The organism is Paraburkholderia sp. BR14374 (genome assembly GCF_040948685.1).
GTDB classification, from domain to species: Bacteria; Pseudomonadota; Gammaproteobacteria; order Burkholderiales; family Burkholderiaceae; genus Paraburkholderia; species Paraburkholderia youngii.
Genome location: NZ_JBFPKF010000005.1, coordinates 273,325 through 292,604, shown reverse-complemented (window position 1 = coordinate 292,604; position 19,280 = coordinate 273,325). Strand labels below are relative to the sequence as shown.

Here is a 19,280-nt window from a genome sequence, read left to right as displayed (position 1 = left end):
TGGCGATAAAAAAACGCCTGTACATGTACGACATGTGCAGGCGTTTGCCTTCTATGCAGCGTGAAAGCTCGCGGCGCTATTCGCCGCCATCGTGCCGCGTGCGCTGCCGCAATTCATGCAGCTGCGACTCGACCACGGTGGCGTCTTCCGCATCGGGGCGATCCCCGAGGTAGCTTTCGAGGTCCTCGAGCGCGGGCCGCAGATAGTCGAGCCGCGCATATGCGAAACCGCGATCGCGCACTTCCTCGATATTGTCCGGCAGCAGAATGACGAGCCGCTGTTGCACCGCGAGCAGTCGTTGCCAACGCTCGGTTTGCAGATAGATCGCCTTCAGGTTGCGCAGCATCCGCGCGACGATCTCGCGACGCGTGGCCGGTTGCAGCAGCATGCGCAGCGCCCGGCCGACCGAATCCCCAGCCGACGCGACGTACGGTTCGAGCATCTCGACCATCTGCGCTTCGGACAGCGAATGACCGGTGGTCGGATCGAGCATCACGTCGCCGTCGGGCGTCGTCACGCGCAGCAGGAAGTGGCCCGGAAACGACACCCCGCGCACCGGAACGCCGAATTGCTCGGCCATCTCCAGATAGAGCACCGCGAGTGAAATCGGGATGCCGCGGCGACGTTTGAGTACGACGTTCAGATGACTGTTGTCGGGGTCGTAGTAATCGTTCAGATTGCTGGCGAAACCGAGTTCACGGAAAAAGAACCGATTGAGGATGCCAACTTTCTGACGGATGTCGGCGTCGTCCGGCATGCGGCGGCGCAGCCGCAGCACCAGCTCGTCGATCTCGGCGAGCACCGACTGCAGATCGAGGTCAGGATAGGCGTCCTGCGCCAGCGAGAGCGCCGTCTCGGTCAGCGGCAGGCTCTCGTCTTCGGCGACGAGCGTACTGAAATAATCGAGAACCCGCGACATGGTGATCACTTCACTCGCCTTTTGAAATACGCGTACTTGAAGCCCATCAGCCAAAGCATACCGAAATATAGCGCGGCGAACAGCACGAGGCACGCACCGAGCAACACCATCCGGCTGACCGGCTGGGTATGCATGCCGACCCAGTCGAAGCTGATCGCAAGCCAGCGCATCACGCCGGCGAGCACGAGGCACGCGCCGAGCAGCTGCACGAAAAACTTGAGCCAGCCGCTCGACGGCGTATAGATGCCGCGTTTTCGCAGACCGATGAACAGCAGCAACGCATTCACGCAAGCGCCGAGCCCGACGCTCAGCGTGAGACCCGCATGCGCGAACAGCGGCACGAACGCGTAGTTGCACAGCTGCGTGACGACCAGCACGCCGATGCCGATCTTCACCGGCGTCTTGATGTCCTGCTTCGCGTAGAAGCCCGGCGCGAGGATCTTGATCAGGATCAGGCCGATCAGGCCGACGCCATAAGCGGCGAGCGCGCGGCTCACCATCACGACCGCGGTGCCGTCGAACTTGCCGTAGTTGAACAGCACCGCTGTCAGCGGCTGGGCGAAAAAAAACAGCGCGATCGCGCTTGGTGCGGCGAGCAGGAACGTCACGCGCAGCCCCCAGTCGAGCAGCGACGAATACTCGTGCGAATCGGCATCGACATGCGCCTTCGACAGGCTCGGCAGCAGGATCGTGCCCAGCGCGACGCCGAGCAGCGCGGTCGGAAACTCCATCAGCCGGTCGGCGTAGTTGATCCACGACACCGCGCCGGGGCCGATGTGCGACGCGATGTTGGTGTTGATGATCAGGCTGATCTGCGCGACCGACACCGCGAACATCGCCGGCACCATCTTCGCGAGCACCCGTTTTACGCCGCGATGCGCGAGCGCGTGCAGCGGGTTCAGGCCGATGCGCGGCACCATGTCGATCTTCTTGAGGCCCGGCAGTTGCACCGCGAATTGCAGCACGCCGCCGATGATCACCGCCCACGCGAGCGCATAGACCGGCGTTTGCAGGCGCGGCGCGAGAAAGAGCGCAGAGACGATGAACGAAACGTTCAACAGTACCGGCGCGAATGCGGGCAACGAAAAGTTCCGGTACGTATTCAGCACGCCCGACGCCAGCGACGTCAGCGAAATGAAAATGATGTACGGGAACATGATGCGCGTCATCGTGACCGCGAGCTGGTATGCGTGGCCCTCGCGCGCAAGGCCCGAAGCGACGACGAACACGACGCCCGACGCGCCGACCACGCCGATCACCGATAGCACGGCGAGCGCCCACGCGAGCACGGTCGAGGTCGCGTCGACGAGCGCCTTGGTGGCGTCGTGGCCTTGCTGGTTCTTGAACTCGGCGAGGATCGGCACGAAGGCCTGCGAGAACGCGCCTTCGGCGGAAATGCGGCGCAGCAGGTTCGGAATGCGAAAGGCGACGTAGAAAGCGTCGGTGTATTGACTGGCGCCGAACGCACGGGCGATCAACGTTTCACGGGCCAGTCCGGTCACGCGCGACAGCAGCGTGAAGCCGCTGACCGTCAGCAGGGCTCGGAATAGATTCATGGGGCGCTTATTATACGGGTCCCGCTAATGCGGGCGACGAGCCGGAACGCGATTCGGACCGATTTGCAGCGCGGACGTTCGCCGCAATCGGCTGGAAAGTGCGATTTTTGTATTTTCAGCGGGTTTCCGTGCTGCGCCAGCACTTCAGCGTCGCAATGACGCCACTCCCGTCATTGCGACGCCGTCGCGCGTTTCCCGTTGTCACGTGCCTGATTTTGTTGCTATAATCGTCGGTTTCGAAGCTTGCTCAGTTTTCGCACGGTCTTCGGACGGGATTCTCAGGTTGGCGCAGCGCCGCCTGTCAATGCGTCCGGAAGCTTGGAAACACGGGCCCGCCTTCGCGTAGTTCGATCGATTTTTCGACACTTTTGCGCCCTTGGGCAATCGCTTCCAAGGGTTCGGATCGAGAAGCAGCACCTCGCCTCATCGTTGAAGGCCAGGTACTGGAAACAGGAACAGGATAAGGAACCGTCATGGCTAACTCCGCACAAGCACGCAAGCGCGCCCGCCAGGCCGCGAAGGCAAACTCGCACAACTCGGCACTGCGCTCGAAGTTCCGCACGGCTATCAAGGCTGTCCGCAAGGCAATCGACGCAGGCGACCAGGCTAAGGCCGCCGAAATCTTCAAGGCATCGTCGAAGACCATCGACATCATCGCCGACAAGAACATCATTCACAAGAACAAGGCAGCTCGCCACAAGAGCCGCCTCGCTGCAGCCATCAAGGGTCTGCAAGCGCCCGCAGCGCAGTAATTCCAGTCGGCCCGCTTCGGCGGGCTAGCTCCTGTTTCCGCTGCACAAGAAGCCCGCTTTGGCGGGCTTTTTTGTTTTGGCCGGATGACCAGCCACAAAAAAACCCGCTGCTTGCGGGTTTTCGTTTTTTGCTTTTGCCCATCCGGCCAGCTTGCGTCAGATCGAATGCCGTTTGGCTTGCGGCGCAGGCGCATGCTCGAGTTCCAGTTCGCATGCCTCAGTGACGAGGAGGTCGTTGTCTTTCGCGAAGTTCAGAACGAAATCGAAGGCCATTGGCTCGATGTCGCGCAGCCGCGAATCGAGAATCACGCATTTGAGATCGCCGATCATGGTCGGCCGCACGTACAGCGAGTACTGCATATAGGCGTTCGGCCCCTTCCTCACGCCGGGCCCGAACGACGACATGACGCCCGCGAGCCGCTCCGACCAGTCGCTCGGCCGAAATCTTTTTCCGGTCGACGTAATGCCCTGAATGAAATATTCGATTGGAGCTGCTTCGGCCATGTAGAAATACCTGTGTGACTGCCCAGCGGAATGACGATCAACCGACGACACCGGTTGCACGCTCGAATTCACCGCAAGCGGCATGCGCGGCAAGCGCTTGCAGCCACTTGCGACGTGCGTGGGACCTTGGCGCTAACGCAACAATGACGAGCCGCACCACGAGAACCGCTGCGCTGCGGCGAACCGGCTGAACCGCTCTGGCGCCTGTCATGACGGCCACGCCGTGACAGACTTTCCGCGCCGCGCCAGCCGCGTTTCTTGATGCGAAACGCCGGCCTGCTGGGCTATGGGATAACCCTTAAATTATAGCGCAGCGGGCCCTTTTCCGCAGCGCACACAAGCACCGTCCGGATAACCCCGCGCAGACCAACACGACGCCTCCTACCAGCTTTCTAATCGCTTTCACAGCCTTCCAGCCGACTCGTCAAACAGGGCGAAATCCTTTATGCTGGATTGAGTTACCACCAAACCCACGGCGGCACAGTCCGGCAACCCTGCCGGGTGAGACCGCCGTATTTGTTTCATGACCGCCAAGAAAATTCGCCACTACCTGCAGTTCAAGGACTTCTCGCTGGAAGACTACGAGTACGTGCTGGAACGCGCGCGCATCCTGAAACGCAAATTCAAGAACTACGAGACCTATCACCCGCTGCACGACCGCACGCTGGCGATGATCTTCGAAAAGAATTCGACGCGCACGCGCCTGTCGTTCGAGGCCGGCATCTTCCAGCTGGGCGGCCACGCGGTGTTCATGAGCACGCGCGACACGCAGCTCGGCCGCGGCGAGCCGATCGAAGACGCCGCCCAGGTCATCTCGCGCATGGTGGACATCATCATGATCCGCACGTTCGGCCAGGACATCATCCAGCGCTTCGCCGAAAATTCGCGCGTGCCGGTGATCAACGGGCTCACGAACGAGTATCACCCGTGCCAGGTGCTCGCGGACATCTTCACGTACTTCGAGCATCGCGGTCCGATCCGCGACAAAACGGTCGCGTGGGTTGGCGACGCGAACAACATGCTGTACACATGGATCGAAGCCGCACAGATCCTCGGCTTCAAACTGCGCCTATCCACGCCGCCCGGCTACAAGCTCGACCGTGCGCTCGTCTCGGCGGAAAGCGCGCCGTTTTACGAGGAGTTCGACGACCCGAACGAAGCCTGCGCGGGCGCCGATCTCGTCACCACCGACGTGTGGACCAGCATGGGCTTCGAGGCCGAAAACGAAGCGCGCAAGAAGGCCTTCGCCGACTGGTGCGTGGACGCCGACATGATGGCGCGCGCGAATCCCGATGCGCTCTTCATGCACTGCCTGCCCGCGCATCGCGGCGAGGAAGTCAGCGCGGAAGTGATCGACGGACCGCAGAGCGTCGTGTGGGATGAAGCGGAAAACCGTCTGCACGTGCAGAAAGCGTTGATGGAATACCTGCTGCTCGGCAAGCTCAATCATTGAGCGAGGCGTTCGCCCAGGCACCAGCCGGGACCGCGTTACAAAAAAGGCGCCGGGAGGAAACTCCCGGCGCCTTTGTGCATTCGTCGACGGTGAAGCTCAGCGCGGCAACTCAGCGAAAAGAGCGCGCTTCCGCTCATAGGCAAACCGGCTCCGCCTCCAGCTCCACGCCAAATTGCTCGAACACTTCGTGCTGGATCGCCCGCGCCAGCGCCAGCACTTCCGTGCCGCTCGCGCCACCGCGATTGACCAGCACCAGCGCCTGGCGTTCATGCACGGCCGCCGCGCCCATCGCGCGGCCCTTCCAGCCGCATCGGTCGATCAGCCAGCCGGCCGCCAGCTTGACCCGCCCGTCCGCCTGCGGATATGACACGATTTCCGGTTCGCGGCGCTTCAGCGCCTCGAACTGCGCGGCATCGATCACCGGATTCTTGAAGAAGCTCCCCGCGTTGCCCAGTTCGAGCGGATCGGGCAGCTTCGCCCGCCGCACGGCGACGACCGCATCGAAAATCGCCTGCGCGGTCGGCTGCGGGGCCGCACCATCGGCTTTCCCTTGGCTCGCCGCAGGACCCCGCGCCGCCAGCTCGCGCGCGAGATCCGCGTAGCCCGCGCGCGGCTGCCATGCCTTCGGCAAACGGAACGTGACCGACGTGATCACGAAGCGCTCGCGCCCTTCCCGCTTGAAGAAGCTGTCACGATAGCCGAACCGGCACGCATTGGCGTCGAGTTCGACGGCGTTGCCGGTCGCGAGCTCGATCGCCCGCAGCGACGCGAAGCGTTCGCACATTTCGAGCCCGTACGCACCGATGTTCTGGACCGGCGCCGCGCCGACCGTGCCCGGTATCAGCGCGAGATTCTCGAGGCCGGGCATGCCCTGCGCCAACGTCCACGCGACGAACTCGTGCCACGGCTCGCCGCCGGCCGCCTCGACATACCACGCATGCTGATCCTCGCGCACCACCCGGCGGCCGCGCAGCGCCACCAGCAGCACGAGCCCGGCGAAGTCGCCGCTCAGCACGACGTTGCTGCCGCCACCGAGCACGAGGCGCGGCAGGCCCGCGACGCGCGGATCGCGCACCGCGGTGGGCAACTGCTCCTCGCGCTCGATCAGGCACGCGAACTGCGCGCGCACGTCGAAGCCGAACGTGTTGTGGGCCTTCAGCGAATAGCCGGCCAGGAGAGACGCGACGACGGGAGCGGCAAGAGAGGATTGGGGCATCGGAATGGCAGCAGGGCAACAACGGGAAGCGACAGGAAACAACGAAAAACGACCAATGACGAGCCTGACGACACGAGCGGCGCCGCGCGGCGGCCTTGGGCAAAAGAGAGCGGCGTCGGTAAAATGACGTCCGGTCCGTGATTATAGCGAGTGCCTCGCGCGCAGCCGACCGGCCGCGTCGCGCACCGCCGCACTATTGGGAGAAAGCAATGCCATCGTTTGACGTCGTCTGCGAAGCGAACATGATCGAAGTCAAGAACGCGATCGAGCAGTCGAACAAGGAAATTTCGACGCGTTTCGACTTCAAGGGGTCCGACGCGCGCGTCGAGCACAAGGAAAACGAAATCACCGCGTACGCCGACGACGACTTCAAGCTCGGCCAGGTGAAGGACGTGCTGCTATCGAAAATGGCCAAGCGCAACGTCGACGTGCGCTTCCTCGACTACGGCAAGATCGAGAAGATCGGCGGCGACAAGGTCAAGCAGGTCATCAAGATCAAGAAGGGCGTGTCGGGCGATCTGTCGAAGAAAATCGTGCGCCTGGTGAAGGACAGCAAGATCAAGGTGCAGGCGAGCATTCAGGGCGATGCGGTGCGCATCACCGGTGCGAAGCGCGACGATCTGCAAAGCGTGATCGCGATGCTGCGCAAGGACGTGACCGACACGCCGCTCGACTTCAACAACTTCCGCGACTAAGGCAACGCGCCGCGCGCAAAGTCTTCGAGCCGCTTCACCTCAGGCCGGGCGATGCGGCTCAGCCCACTTCAAAGATCGTTGCCCGCCGCCGGGCTGGCGGCCTTCTTCTTGTCGCCGATACGGCTCTCCTGCCCCTTCATCAGCTTCGCGATATTGCCGCGATGGCGCCATACGAGCAGCAGGCTCATCGCCAGAACCGCGAGCGCAACGATGCGCGGCCCGAACAGAAACGCGTAGAAAAGCGGCGCGAACAGCGCCGAGCACAGCGCCGCCAGCGACGAATAGCGCGTGAAGAACGCGACGATGATCCAGGTCAGCAAGGTCGCGACGCCGAGCGTCGGGTTGATCGCGAGCAGTACGCCCGCGGCGGTCGCGACACCCTTGCCGCCCTTGAAGCGGAAGAAGATCGGATACAGATGGCCGAGAAACACCGCGAGCGACGCAATCGCGATCGAGCGCTCGTCGAGCCCGTAGCGCGCGCCGAAATTCACGACCAGCCAAACCGGCAGCCAGCCCTTGAAGGCGTCGCCGATCAGCGTCAGAATCGCGGCCTTCTTGCTGCCGCTGCGCAGCACGTTGGTGGCACCCGGGTTGCCCGAGCCGTACGAGCGCGGGTCGTCGAGACCCATCGCGGCGCTCACGATCACGGCAAACGACAACGAACCGATCAGATAGGCAACGACAGCGACGATCAGGTTTTGCATCTAGGACTCTTATAAGGATCGCGGTCTGACATTCGATACCCCAACCGCAACAGGGTACGCCCGTCGAAACAAGGCGGCGCACATTTTACCGAAGGCGTCCGCGCGAAAAACATTCAGGCAAACGTCAACTGGCGCGTCGGCGTCAGTCCACGCTCGCGCACTGCACCGGCTTCGCCGCAAGCAGATCCGTGAGCACCTTCGGCTCGATGCTGACGAGAAAGCCGCGCCGCCCTCCGTTCAGCCAGATTTTGTCCATCTCGAGAATGGTCGACTCGACATACACCGGCATCTGCTTGCGCGTGCCGAACGGCGAGGTGCCGCCGATCAGATACCCCGAATGCCGGTTCGCGACTTCGGGCTTGCACGGCTCGACGCGTTTGGCGCCGATCTGCCGCGCGAGGTTCTTGGTGCTGACGGTGCGATCGCCATGCATCAGCACGATCAACGGCTTCGCGTGCTCGTCTTCCATCACCAGCGTCTTCACGACGTGATGCTCGTCGACGCCGAGCTGGCGCGCCGATTCCGCGGTGCCGCCATGCTCCACGTAGTCGTAAGGATGCTCGCCGAACGTGACGCCGTGACGGCGCAGCAGCTGCGTGGCGGGGGTTTCGGACACGTGTCTGGATTTGCTCATCGGCGCATTGTAATGGCGAGATTGCACAACGGCTATTTGCCGAACCGGCAATTGTGCGGGCTCGACGCTTGTGGCACGATCGTTCGAAATTATGCCGGCATGGTGCGAGATAGTGCGCGCACAGCTAGGAGACAGCGTTGAACCAGGCTTCATCCATCCGTTCCACGATCGACATCCCCGCGCTGCTCGCCGCGCTGCCCGCCCGCATCAGCGACATTCCGGCGCTCGCCGCCGCACGCGATCCGCGGCATGTCGCGCTGATCGAAGATGCGCGCCGCCTGACCAATGCGCAACTGCTAGAGGCCGTCGATGCCGCCGCCGCGCTGCTGCGCGAATGGGGTGTGCGCGGCGGCGATCGCGTGATGATCGTCGCGGAGAACAGCATCGCGCAGGTCGTGCTGCTGTTCGCGACCGCCAGGCTCGATGCGTGGGCGCTGGTGTCGAACGCGCGCCTCTCGGCGGCCGAACTCGATTCGATCCGCGCGCACGCGCAACCGCGCGTCGTCGCGTATGCGGTCGAAAGCTCGCCCGACGCGTGCCAGCATGCTGAGCGTCATAGAGCGACACCGGCACCCACGCTGTCACCGGACATCGGCGCATGGTCGTATGCGTTGGACGGCAGCGTGCAGGCCGAAGCCGTCGAAGCCGCCAACGACAGCCAATGCGCGGCACTGATCTACACGACCGGCACCACCGGCGCACCGAAGGGCGTGATGCTGTCGCATCGCAATCTGCTGTACATCGCGGCCGTGTCGAGCCGGCTGCGCCAGGTCGGGCCCGACGACGTCGTCTATGCGGTGCTGCCGATCTCGCATGTGTACGGCTTCGCGTCGGTATGCCTCGGCAGCCTGCATGCGGGCGCGACATTGCGGCTCGCGCCGCGCTTCGTGCCGGAAGCGGTGCGCCGCGCCCTCGCCGACGAGCAGGTGTCGATCTTCCAGGGCGTGCCGGCGATGCACGCGAAGCTGCTCGAACATCTGCACACGCACGGCCACGCATGGTCCGCGCCGCGGCTGCGCTTCGCGTACTCGGGCGGCTCTCCGCTCGACGCCGCGTTGAAGGCGCAAGCCGAAGCCGTGTACGGTCTGCCGCTGCACAACGGCTACGGCATGACCGAAAGCAGCCCGACCGTATCTCAGACGATGGTCGACGCACCGCGCGCCGATTGCTCGGTCGGCGAAGTCATTCCGGGCGTCGAAGTGAAGTTCGTCGGACTCGACGGCGCGCAAGCCTCGCCGGGCGAGATTGGCGAACTGTGGGTGCGCGGCCCGAACGTGATGCTCGGCTACTACCGCAACCCCGAGCAGACCCGCGCGACCGTCACCGAGGATGGCTGGCTGAAGACCGGCGACCTCGCGCGCCGGGACGCGGACGGTGCGTTGCATATCGTCGGGCGCAGCAAGGAGCTGATCATCCGTTCGGGCTTCAACGTGTATCCGGCCGAGGTCGAGCACGTGCTGAACGCGCATCCGCAGGTCGTGCAGTCGGCGGTGATCGGACGCGCGGTCGAGGGCAACGAGGAGGTGATCGCGTTCGTCGAACTGATTGCCGGCGCGACGGTCGCGCCCGCGGAGTTGATCGCGTGGTGCGGCGAGCGGCTCGCGCCGTACAAGCGGCCGGCCGAAGTGAAGGTGCTCGCGGCGCTGCCGGCCGCATCGACCGGCAAGATTCTTAAGCACCGGTTGCGCGAGTTGGTGTGAAGCGAGCGCCGGCCCGCGCGCTTCACGTCGCGTTCAGCCGCGCGGATGATGCTGCGCATGCAGCGATTTCAGACGCTCTCGCGCGACGTGCGTATAAATCTGCGTCGTCGAAATATCGGTGTGGCCGAGCAGCAATTGCACGACGCGCAGATCGGCACCGTGATTGAGCAGGTGCGTCGCGAACGCATGCCGCAACGTATGCGGCGACAACGGCGCATGCACACCCGCCGCCTGCGCGTGTCGCTTGATGATGTTCCAGAACTGCTGGCGCGTCATGCCTTCGGCGCGTGCCGTCACGAATAGCGCGTCGGCCGCGCGCGGGCCGAGCAGCGCCGGGCGCGCCTCGCGAAGATAGCGCTCGATCCACGCGTGCGCCTCTTCGCCGAACGGCACCAGCCGCTCCTTCGAGCCCTTGCCGGTTACACGCACGACGCCTTCGTTGAGTCCCACCTCGACGGTCTTCAGCGTGACCAGTTCGGTCACGCGCAATCCGCTCGCGTACATCAGCTCGAGCATCGTGCGATCGCGCAAGCCGAGCGGCGTATCGAGGTCGGGCGCGCCGAGCAGCGCTTCGACCTGCGCTTCGCTCAACGTCGACGGAAAACGCGGCGGCTGCTTCGCAGAGCGGAGGCGCACCGTAGGATCGGCGGCTGCGCGATGCTCGCGCACCGCCCAAGCGTAATAGCGGCGAAACACCGACAGACGGCGGTTCGCCGAGGTCGCCTTGTCCTTTTGCCGCGCCGCGCTGTAGGCGCGCAGGTCGGCTTCGCTCGCGGTGTCGAGCGACGCATTGCGCGTTTGCGCGAGCCATTCGCAGAACAGGCGCAAGTCGCGGCGATACGCGTCGAGCGTGTTGCGCGACAGGCCGTGTTCGAGCCACAGCGCGTCGCAAAAGGCGTCGATCGATGCGGAGCTGGTCAGCAACAGCGGCGATACGGCGGCTGTGTCTTCGACGTTTTCAGCGGTATCGGGGCTCGTGCTCATGCGTACGGCACGCCTTCATGCGCGAGCAGCCAGCGCTTCACGTCGCGAAAGAAGCCGTCGCCGCCGTCGTGCGCGAAGCCGCCGATGCCGCTCGCACTCACCACGCGGTGACAAGGAATCACGATCGGAAAGAAATTCGCGCCGCACGCCTGGCCGACCGCGCGTGGCACGCTGCCGAGCTGCTTCGCGAGTTGTCCGTAAGTCAGCACGACACCCGGCGGGATGTCGCAGATCGCCTGCCACACGCGCCGCTGGAACGCGGTGCCGCACTCGGCGAGCGGCAGCTCGAACTTCGCCGACGCGCTCTCGAAGTAACGCTCGATCTGTTCGGCCGCCTCGCGTGCGAGCGGTGTCTCGGGCGCGACGTTGCGCGTCGAGTCGGGCAGATAGACGATCTCGCGCACCGCCTCGCCTTCGAGCCGGATGCCGACCTTGCCGAACGGCGCATCGATCACTGCGTTGAACATGATTGCCTGCTCCTCTAGCGTGCCGGATTGCCGGCACCGAATTGCCACGACTTTACGCCGCTTCCAGCGCCCACTCCACATGCTCGCGCACGAGCGCCGACGGATCGTCGGCTCGCTGCTTCAACGCCCGCACGATCGCATCGCGCGCGTCGGCGTCGAGAGCTCCGGGCGCGGCGCGCAACGCGTTGCCCATGCCGACCGCGAGATTGCGCAGCCAGCACTCGTAGCCGATGCGGCGAATCGCGCTGCCCTGCATGCGCGTATCGAACTCCTGCGCGCTCCACGCGAACAGTTCGACCAGCGACGCGCGATCGAGCCCGTGCCGCACGTCGAAATCGGCGACCGGCGCGGCCTGCGCGAACTTGTTCCACGGACACACGAGCTGGCAATCATCACAGCCATACACCCGATTGCCGATCAGCGGCCGCAGCTCGCGCGGAATACTGCCCTTCAGCTCGATCGTCAGATACGAGATGCAGCGCCGCGCGTCGACCTTGTACGGCGCGACGATCGCGCCGGTCGGACAGGCGCCGATGCAGCGCGCGCAGCTGCCGCAATGCGAGCCGGGCGTTTCGGGCGCGGTCTCGGGCGAGGTTTCGGCGTCGGTCGGCAGCGGGATGTCGACGTAGATCTCGCCGAGGAAGAACAGCGAGCCGGCGTCGCGCTGCAGAAGCAAGGTGTGCTTGCCGCGCCAGCCGATGCCGGCCTTCTGCGCGAGCTCGACTTCGAGCACCGGAGCCGAATCGGTGAATACGCGATAGCCGAACGGCCCGGTCGCCGCTTCGATCCGGTCGGCCAGTTGTTGCAGGCGCTGACGCATCACCTTGTGATAGTCGCGGCCGCGCGCATAGATCGACACGACCGCCGTCGATGGGTCCGCGAGCCGCGCGTGCTCGGCCGCGCGCCAGTCGCGCGCGCGGGGTGTCGCGCGTGAGGGGGATGGCGTTGCGTCTTGCTGCATGCTTTCAGGCGCCTCTCCGTCCAGCGTCCGCGCAGGCAAATAGGCGATGCGCACGGTGATCACGCGTCGCGTGCCGGCCACAAGCTCGGCGGGCCTCGCGCGTTTCATGCCGTGTTTGGCCATATAATCCATCTCGCCGTGGCAACCCGCTTCGAGCCACGCTGCAAGCGGCGCTTCGGCGGCCGACAGATCGGTATCGCTAATGCCGATCGCCCCGAAACCGAGTTCACGGCCCCACGTGTTGATGTCGAGCGCGAGCGCACGCAGCGCCGCCTCATCGAAACGGGACGTTGCATCAGAAGCTCGCACGGCATCATCGGCCGATGCGGGCGTGCAGGAAACAGGGGACTTCGGACTTCGGTTCATCACGCCATTTTACGAGAATGCCCGTCAATCCCGATCACGCGACCCTACCGTCCGCTCCGGTGCTGCTCGAACGCTCTTTCGCGCTCGCGGACGAGGCCGCCACGCAGACGTTCGGCGCGCGCTTCGCACAGGCGATCGAAAGCGTACGCGCGGCCTCGCAGCAGGCACAGTCAGCACAGCCCGGCGCCGTAAGCGACCTCGCATTCCACGGCCTGCAAGTCCAACTCGTCGGCGATCTCGGCGCCGGCAAAACCACGCTCGTGCGCGCGACCTTGCGCGGCCTCGGCCACACCGGCCGCGTGCGCAGTCCGACCTACACCCTCGTCGAACCATATGTGCTCGCGCGGCCCGCTGGGGAACTCGCGCTCTATCACTTCGATCTGTACAGATTCTCCGATCCGGCCGAATGGGCCGACGCGGGCTTTCGCGAATATTTCGATAGCGGCGCGGTCTGCCTCGTCGAATGGCCGCAACGCGCGGGACCGCTGCTCGGTGTGCCGGATCTCGTCTTCTCGCTCGGGCTCGTCGGCAACATCGGCGCAAGCGCGGACGCACGCACACTCGTCGCACGCGCTTATAGCGAATCAGGAAAGGCATGTCTCGAAAGATGTTAATCAAACCGTTCCATTCGATCGAATCGGCAGCGGGCGCAACGCATAACTGGCGGCGCCGGCAGATCCTGCGCGCGGGTGCGTCGACGCTGGTGCTCGGCCTCGTCGCGCCGCGCCTCGCGTTTGCGAGCTCGGTGCTCGGCGTGCGTGTGTGGCCCGCGCGCGACTACACGCGCGTGACGATCGAATCCGATCAGCCGCTGCAGAACACGCAGCAACTGCTGCAGGGACCGGACCGGCTCGTCGTCGATCTGAACGGCCTCGAGCTCGACCAGGCGCTCAAGGAGCTGGTGTCGAAGATCACGCCGAACGATCCGCAGATATCGTCGGTGCGGGTCGGGCAGTATCAGCCGCACGTGGTGCGAATGGTGTTCGACCTGAAGGGCTCGGTGAAGCCGCAGGTGTTCGCGCTGCCGCCAGTCGGCGCGTACAAGTACCGGCTCGTGTTCGACCTGTATCCGGCAGTGGCGCCCGATCCGCTGATGGACCTGCTCGCGCAGTCCGAGCGCAAGCAGCAGGCGCTCAACGAAGAAAACGGCGCGCCGCCCGCGACGCTTTCCGGCCCCGGCACGCCGCCGCCCGTCGACAACAGCGAGGCGTTCTTCGAGCATTACGCGCAGAACGGTGGCGCGGGTAGTGGTGCTGGCAATGGCGCCGCGGGCGTACCGCGTCCGCCCGCGCGCGGCACGCCGGCGCCGTCCGCACCCGCCATTGCCGGCAGGCAGCCCACACCCTCTGCGCCGTCCGCGCCGCCCAGCGTGATCGCCCGCAACAAGGGTGGCAGCGCCAACGGCAACGACACCGCACGCGGCCTCGACAGCAACAACGACAACCTCGGCGACAACGGCGACACCTACGCATTCACCTCGCCGAAGCCGGGCCGCAGCAACACCGTGCGACTGCTCACCGTCGCGATTGATCCGGGTCATGGCGGCGAGGACCCGGGCGCGATCGGCGGCTCAGGCACCTACGAGAAGCACGTCGCGCTCGACATCGCGAAGAAGCTGCGCGCGAAGATCGACGCGCAGCCGAACATGCGCGCGATGATGACGCGCGACGCCGACTTCTTCGTGCCGTTGAACGTGCGCGTGCAGAAGGCGCGGCGCGTCGGCGCGGACCTGTTCGTGTCGATCCACGCGGACGCTTTCACGACGCCCGAGGCGAAGGGCTCGTCGGTTTTCGCGCTGTCGGAGCACGGCGCGTCGAGCGCGGCCGCGCGCTGGATGGCGAACAAGGAAAACTCGTCGGACCTGATCGGCGGCATCAACATCAAATCCGACGACGCGACCGTAAACCGAGCGCTATTCGACATGTCGACCACCGCGCAGATTCGCGACTCGATGCGCTACGGCAACTTCGTGCTCAAGGAGATCGGCGACATCAACAAGCTGCACAAGGGCTCGGTCGAGCAGGCCGGCTTCGCGGTGCTGAAGGCGCCGGACATTCCGTCGATTCTCGTCGAAACCGCGTTCATCAGCAATCCGGATGAAGAGCGGCGCCTGAACGACGACGCGTATCGCGACAAGATGGCCAACGCGATTCTGACCGGCATCAAGCGCTATTTCGCGGCGAATCCGCCGCTCGCCAAGAGCCGCATGACGTGATGTCGGCAGCCACTCGCCGCCTGCCAGCACGTATTGGCGTTGGCTGGACGGTTCTCGCCGGCCGAAGCCTGAGATGGCGTCGAGCCGACGCCTGACGAAGATCGGGAGGCCCGATACGGCGCGGGCCTTTTTCGCATGAAGAAGCCCCGCTGAAGCGGGGCAACGATCAAAACTCAAAGGTCAACGAATCGTGGCAGCAAATCCTGGTCTGCCAGACGGATTTCGATATCGTTAGCCGCCTTGACGTGTTTGCGGTTGTTCACGTCGAAGACGTCATCCGTCACGCTGACGATGATCGTGCCTTGCTGCTTATGTTCCCGCATGACAGGGATCAGGGCGCGCGCTTCTGGCACTTGAGCGGCTGTCAGAGTATGTGGCAAGTAGAGCATCCAGCTAACGCCAGGACGATCTTCAAACACTTTTTCCTTGAAATAGAAGTACGGACCGAATGTGATGTAGAACGACCCATAGATTTCCACAATTTTAGAAAGAACCTCTGCTACGGAGTTATAGTCGCCCAGGCGGGAATTCCGATTTCCCATCTTCTCGTTAAGGGATATGTCAAGCGATTTTGAAAAAATCTCTCCGCCATCAATCTCGACTGTTATTGATGCGCCAACCTGATCCGATCTAACCCCATTCCATATTCCGATTGATTTTGGATCGTCTTTGCTTTTCCCCGGGTACTCTCTCGAAAGAGCATCGATTGCAGTCGTTGATGGAACTTTGTCGTCATAGGCGCGATGCTGAAGTGCCTCTTGCTCGCTCTCGCCCTGTAGATACCATTCGCTCAACTCCCTATCTTTGCGTTTCAGTAGGTCGATGACAGGCCACAGGCGACTCAAGTGAGTTTGCCAATCTGCATTGGGTAAATCAGTCCGATCACGATGTTGTTCTGACAGGTTCATTATTTTCTCACGGCTGGAAAACGGAAGAAACGCCAAATCTCTGCAGTGGCGGCAACATAAACTCTCTCGTTTTAGATGTCTGAAAATACCACATCAGTTTAGCGGGTGGATTGCTGCGTGCAATCGTGCCTTGCTTTTTGATTTGTTCAGCCATGTTTGTAAAGCCTTTAAAAAACTCAAGCGGTCTTCCATTTCCACCGATAAATTGGTCGTAATTCCCCTTGGCTTCCTGCAAGAGACATTGGGAAGGCTGGAAACCATCAAAGTCTGTGCCCAGCCACGCCCATTCCATATTCCAGCCCTGGCTGGTTTCCCTGCCTTTCCCGTCCGACACAATTCCGTACTCAAACCCTGTGATGCGGGCCTGGTAGCGTCGCGGCTCAGGATTCATTCCGTGATTCCTTTGTACCCTTTCGCCGCCCTTCTCAGGCGGGCACTTGCACGGCCTCTCACGCTCGCGGGAGCGATCGCGCGGTAGTTCGCCCCATCCGCCGTCTGCACCCGCACCAGTGCCGCCGCTGCCTGCAGGACCAGCAGACGGCGCGGCGGTGGGGCCTGGAATAGGCAGTGGCATTGCCTGCGCCATTGCGTTTGCTGCGCGCGCGAGCGTCGCCGGGAATGGAATAGCCATCAACGTTTCTCCTTCATTTCCTGGTGTCTTTTTCGCGTTGCCTGCATTGATATTTCGAATCGCTGTTCACCGGAACGCCTGGTTCGCACAGCCAATCTATGACTGCCGGAATCTAGAAAAACTCCGGCGAACGCTATTTTTCCAGAACACATCCGACGAATTAATCATCTAAAACGCGACATAGTCAACGACTTTAAATTGAGATAAAACCGCGTTGACAGATATTCGCAGTTGCTCTGCCATCTTATTTTCAGGTGCATTTCTCCAACATCACCGTCCAACAAAAAAGCGGCATTGAGCCGTATGCCGTCCAATTAAGGTCTCTTTTGAGAACGCGAACGGTATAGCGAAACGGTCTGGATTTGACGATCCGAGCGCAGGTGCGCCCGGGCCGTTTCTCATTCGGAAGTTGCTTGAGCCGCGCTCGCAAGCGCCTGAGCAACGCGGGCAGTTTGCCGTACGAGCGCGTCACGTCCGCCTAGCCCATTTCGTACTGAATGGTATGCAACGCGCGGATGAAGCTCAGTGCTTCGGGTGCGTGCCTGGCGTGCGGGTAGCCGACGCCGCCGTCCCGTTTACAACTGCTTTGCGCCAAAAAACGAAATGCCGTTCAGTCGCTTGACCGAACGGCATCAGGCCTCACGGCCGTTTTTCTATTCACGCGCGCAACGCGTGGCGCAACGGTTGCTCAGCGCGCCGGCATCAAGCGTTGCACGACCCAGTCACCGAACACGTTGACCGCGAGCCCCGCCATCACGAGCAATGCGCCCGCCACCTGCATCGCCGACAGTTCCTCGCCGAGCAGCAACGACGCCGACGCAAGCCCGACGATCGGCACCAGCAACGAGAACGGCGCGACCTGGCTCGCCGGATAGCGCGACAGCAGACGGCTCCACAAGCCATAGCCGACCAACGTCGCGATAAACGCCAGATAGACGATCGCGAAGATCGACAGCGCGCTGATACCGGTCAGCGCGGCGGCGATCTCGCGCGGTCCCTCGAACACGAACGACGCGGCGAAAAACGGCAGCGGCGGAATCAGGCTGCCCCACACGACGAGTCCGACCAGATCGACCTTGCCGACCTTCTTCGTGACGATATTGCCGAGCGCCCACATGCACGCGGCGCATAGCGTCAGCACGAACCCGACGAGCGACATCGTGTGGCCGCCTTGCAGGCCTATCACCGCGAGCCCCGCCGCGGCGATCAGCAGACCCGCGACGTTCGGCAAACGGAAGCGTTCGTGCAGAAACAGCGCCGCGAAAATCAGCGTGAAAAACGCCTGCGCCTGCAGCACCAGCGACGCGAGCCCCGCCGGCATGCCGACGTACATCGCCGAGAACAGGAACGCGAATTGCCCGAACGAGATCGTCGCGCCGTAGGCGAACAGCCACCGCCACGGCATCTGCGGCCGCTTGACGAAGAACACCGCCGGCACCGCGGCGAGCGCAAAGCGCAGCGCGCCGAGCAGCATCGGCGGCACGCCATGCAGGCCGACCTTGATCACGACGAAATTGACGCCCCACGCGATCACGACGATCAGCGCGAGCAGCAAGTCCCTGGGCGACATCCAGGTCTCCAATGAAATGGTTCGATCCGTCAGTGTAGCCGAGGCTGCGATCCCGGTTCATTGCGCCCGCTGATGGCGAGCGTGCACCGTTGCCGGCGGCCGCGCGCGAACGCGCAGTAGAATCGTCCATTCGAGCTTTCTTCTTTCCACTTTCCCGTCGAGCCTGCCCATGACTTCCTCGATTAAAGCCGTCCTCACACCGCACCTACGCGACATCGGCAATCTGGCCGTGCGACGCGTGCTGCCGGCGATGGCGGCGCGCCTCGTCGGCCCGTTCATCTTCTTCGACCACATGGGCCCGGCGACCCTCGAACCCGGCACCGGCCTCGACGTGCGCCCGCATCCGCATATCGGCCTCGCGACCGTCACCTATCTGTTCGACGGCGCGATCATGCATCGCGACAGCCTCGGCTCCGAGCAGAAGATCGTCCCCGGCGACGTCAACTGGATGACGGCCGGGCGCGGCATCGTCCACTCGGAGCGCACGCCGGCCGAAGACCGCGCGCGCGGCCAGAGAATTCACGGCATCCAGACCTGGGTCGCACTGCCGCTCGCCGATGAAGACGCCGAGCCGTCGTTCGCGCATCATGCGGCGGCGACCTTGCCGGTCGTCGAGCGCAATGGCGTGACGCTGCGCGTGATCGCGGGCACCGCGTTCGGCGCAGTGTCGCCGGTCGCGACGTTCTCGGGCACGCTGTACGTCGCCGCCGACTTCACGCCGGGCAGCGCGTTCGCGCTCGAACCGGAGCACGAGGAGCGCGGCGTATATCTGGTGGAAGGCGATCTGGAGATCGACGGCGCCACGCTCGAAGCCGGCCAGATGGCCGTGCTCGCGCTGGACGAAACCGTCACGCTCGCGAGCACCCACGGGGCGCGCGTGATGCTGCTCGGCGGCGAGAAGCTCGACGGCGAGCGCTTCATCGAATGGAATTTCGTCGCGAGCTCGCGCGAGAAGATCGAAGCCGCGAAGCTCGCATGGACGAATCAGGAAATGGGCCACGTGCCCGGCGAAACCGAATGGATTCCGCTGCCGCAGCGCAAGTAA

At 63.7% G+C, this 19,280-nt stretch carries 19 protein-coding genes and 1 pseudogene; 7 read left to right on the top strand and 13 right to left on the bottom strand.

Going from position 1 to position 19,280, the window contains the following annotated elements; genetic code table 11:
- Positions 1-76: 76 nt before the first annotated feature.
- Both AB3X86_RS14515 and murJ read right to left on the bottom strand, forming a co-directional pair.
- The gene (locus tag AB3X86_RS14515) at positions 77-919 is read right to left on the bottom strand and encodes a SirB1 family protein (protein ID WP_176110260.1); all 843 of its coding nucleotides are present in this window, start codon (positions 917-919) and stop codon (positions 77-79) included.
- A gap of 5 nt (positions 920-924) precedes the next feature.
- Positions 925-2,475: a murein biosynthesis integral membrane protein MurJ gene (murJ, locus tag AB3X86_RS14510; RefSeq protein WP_176121701.1), complete on the bottom strand. Its 1,551-nt coding sequence runs from the start codon at positions 2,473-2,475 to the stop codon at positions 925-927.
- Between the two features lie 473 nt (positions 2,476-2,948).
- Between murJ and rpsT the strand changes: the two genes are divergently transcribed.
- Entirely contained in the window at positions 2,949-3,227 is a 279-nt protein-coding gene (gene rpsT, locus AB3X86_RS14505) for a 30S ribosomal protein S20 (protein WP_013090353.1), read from the top strand.
- Positions 3,228-3,383: 156 nt separating this feature from the next.
- On the opposite strand, the gene AB3X86_RS14500 is transcribed toward rpsT, so the two are convergent.
- Positions 3,384-3,731, bottom strand: coding sequence for a DUF3579 domain-containing protein (locus tag AB3X86_RS14500; RefSeq protein WP_368596492.1), 348 nt, complete (start codon positions 3,729-3,731; stop codon positions 3,384-3,386).
- A gap of 523 nt (positions 3,732-4,254) precedes the next feature.
- Here AB3X86_RS14500 and argF point away from each other — a divergent pair.
- Entirely contained in the window at positions 4,255-5,184 is a 930-nt protein-coding gene (gene argF / locus AB3X86_RS14495; RefSeq protein WP_176105207.1) for an ornithine carbamoyltransferase, read from the top strand.
- A 133-nt stretch (positions 5,185-5,317) separates the two neighbouring features.
- Here argF and murB read toward each other — a convergent pair whose 3' ends face one another.
- A complete protein-coding gene (gene murB / locus AB3X86_RS14490) occupies positions 5,318-6,400 on the bottom strand; it encodes a UDP-N-acetylmuramate dehydrogenase (protein ID WP_368596491.1) in 1,083 nt (360 codons plus the stop codon).
- 209 nt (positions 6,401-6,609) lie between these two features.
- On the opposite strand from murB, the gene AB3X86_RS14485 reads away from it, so the two are divergent.
- Positions 6,610-7,095 (top strand): YajQ family cyclic di-GMP-binding protein, encoded by a 486-nt coding sequence (locus AB3X86_RS14485; protein ID WP_018421633.1) that lies wholly within the window; start codon positions 6,610-6,612, stop codon positions 7,093-7,095.
- Positions 7,096-7,163: 68 nt separating this feature from the next.
- On the opposite strand, the gene plsY is transcribed toward AB3X86_RS14485, so the two are convergent.
- Positions 7,164-7,799, bottom strand: a complete 636-nt coding sequence (gene plsY / locus AB3X86_RS14480) for a glycerol-3-phosphate 1-O-acyltransferase PlsY (RefSeq protein ID WP_368596490.1) — start codon at positions 7,797-7,799, stop codon at positions 7,164-7,166.
- A 142-nt stretch (positions 7,800-7,941) separates the two neighbouring features.
- Positions 7,942-8,433, bottom strand: a complete 492-nt coding sequence (ybaK, locus tag AB3X86_RS14475) for a Cys-tRNA(Pro) deacylase (RefSeq protein ID WP_184226397.1) — start codon at positions 8,431-8,433, stop codon at positions 7,942-7,944.
- A gap of 137 nt (positions 8,434-8,570) precedes the next feature.
- On the opposite strand from ybaK, the gene AB3X86_RS14470 reads away from it, so the two are divergent.
- Positions 8,571-10,133 (top strand): class I adenylate-forming enzyme family protein, encoded by a 1,563-nt coding sequence (locus AB3X86_RS14470; RefSeq protein ID WP_368596489.1) that lies wholly within the window; start codon positions 8,571-8,573, stop codon positions 10,131-10,133.
- 33 nt (positions 10,134-10,166) lie between these two features.
- Here the strand turns inward: AB3X86_RS14470 and xerD are convergent, their stop codons facing one another.
- Genes xerD through queG form a run of 3 tightly spaced genes read right to left on the bottom strand, consistent with a single transcriptional unit; the run spans position 10,167 to position 12,911 of the window.
- Positions 10,167-11,117 carry a site-specific tyrosine recombinase XerD gene (gene xerD, locus AB3X86_RS14465; protein ID WP_368596488.1) on the bottom strand — a complete coding sequence of 317 codons (951 nt, stop codon included), beginning with the start codon at positions 11,115-11,117 and terminating at the stop codon, positions 10,167-10,169.
- Positions 11,114-11,584 (bottom strand): methylated-DNA--[protein]-cysteine S-methyltransferase, encoded by a 471-nt coding sequence (locus tag AB3X86_RS14460; protein WP_176105201.1) that lies wholly within the window; start codon positions 11,582-11,584, stop codon positions 11,114-11,116. Before AB3X86_RS14460 ends, xerD begins: the two co-directional genes overlap by 4 nt.
- Positions 11,585-11,636: 52 nt before the next feature.
- Positions 11,637-12,911, bottom strand: a complete 1,275-nt coding sequence (queG, locus tag AB3X86_RS14455; RefSeq protein WP_368596487.1) for a tRNA epoxyqueuosine(34) reductase QueG — start codon at positions 12,909-12,911, stop codon at positions 11,637-11,639.
- Between the two features lie 17 nt (positions 12,912-12,928).
- Between queG and tsaE the strand changes: the two genes are divergently transcribed.
- Together tsaE and AB3X86_RS14445 are read left to right on the top strand one after the other, a co-directional pair.
- Positions 12,929-13,525, top strand: coding sequence for a tRNA (adenosine(37)-N6)-threonylcarbamoyltransferase complex ATPase subunit type 1 TsaE (tsaE, locus tag AB3X86_RS14450; RefSeq protein ID WP_368596486.1), 597 nt, complete (start codon positions 12,929-12,931; stop codon positions 13,523-13,525).
- On the top strand, positions 13,507-15,126 hold the full coding sequence (locus AB3X86_RS14445; RefSeq protein ID WP_368596485.1) for an N-acetylmuramoyl-L-alanine amidase: 1,620 nt from the start codon (positions 13,507-13,509) through the stop codon (positions 15,124-15,126). Before tsaE ends, AB3X86_RS14445 begins: the two co-directional genes overlap by 19 nt.
- 173 nt (positions 15,127-15,299) lie before the next feature.
- On the opposite strand, the gene AB3X86_RS14440 is transcribed toward AB3X86_RS14445, so the two are convergent.
- The 4 genes and pseudogenes from AB3X86_RS14440 to AB3X86_RS14425 form a co-directional block, all read right to left on the bottom strand.
- Positions 15,300-16,034, bottom strand: a complete 735-nt coding sequence (locus AB3X86_RS14440; RefSeq protein WP_176105197.1) for an immunity 52 family protein — start codon at positions 16,032-16,034, stop codon at positions 15,300-15,302.
- Between the two features lie 7 nt (positions 16,035-16,041).
- Positions 16,042-16,665 (bottom strand): restriction endonuclease fold toxin 5 domain-containing protein, encoded by a 624-nt coding sequence (locus AB3X86_RS14435; RefSeq protein ID WP_176105196.1) that lies wholly within the window; start codon positions 16,663-16,665, stop codon positions 16,042-16,044.
- 313 nt (positions 16,666-16,978) lie between these two features.
- A pseudogene (locus AB3X86_RS14430) lies at positions 16,979-17,212 on the bottom strand (DDE transposase); the annotation flags it as partial.
- 141 nt (positions 17,213-17,353) lie between these two features.
- Entirely contained in the window at positions 17,354-18,235 is an 882-nt protein-coding gene (locus AB3X86_RS14425) for an EamA family transporter (protein ID WP_176365668.1), read from the bottom strand.
- A 169-nt stretch (positions 18,236-18,404) separates the two neighbouring features.
- Here AB3X86_RS14425 and AB3X86_RS14420 point away from each other — a divergent pair, with 169 nt between their 5' ends.
- The gene (locus AB3X86_RS14420) at positions 18,405-19,280 is read left to right on the top strand and encodes a pirin family protein (protein WP_368592307.1); all 876 of its coding nucleotides are present in this window, start codon (positions 18,405-18,407) and stop codon (positions 19,278-19,280) included.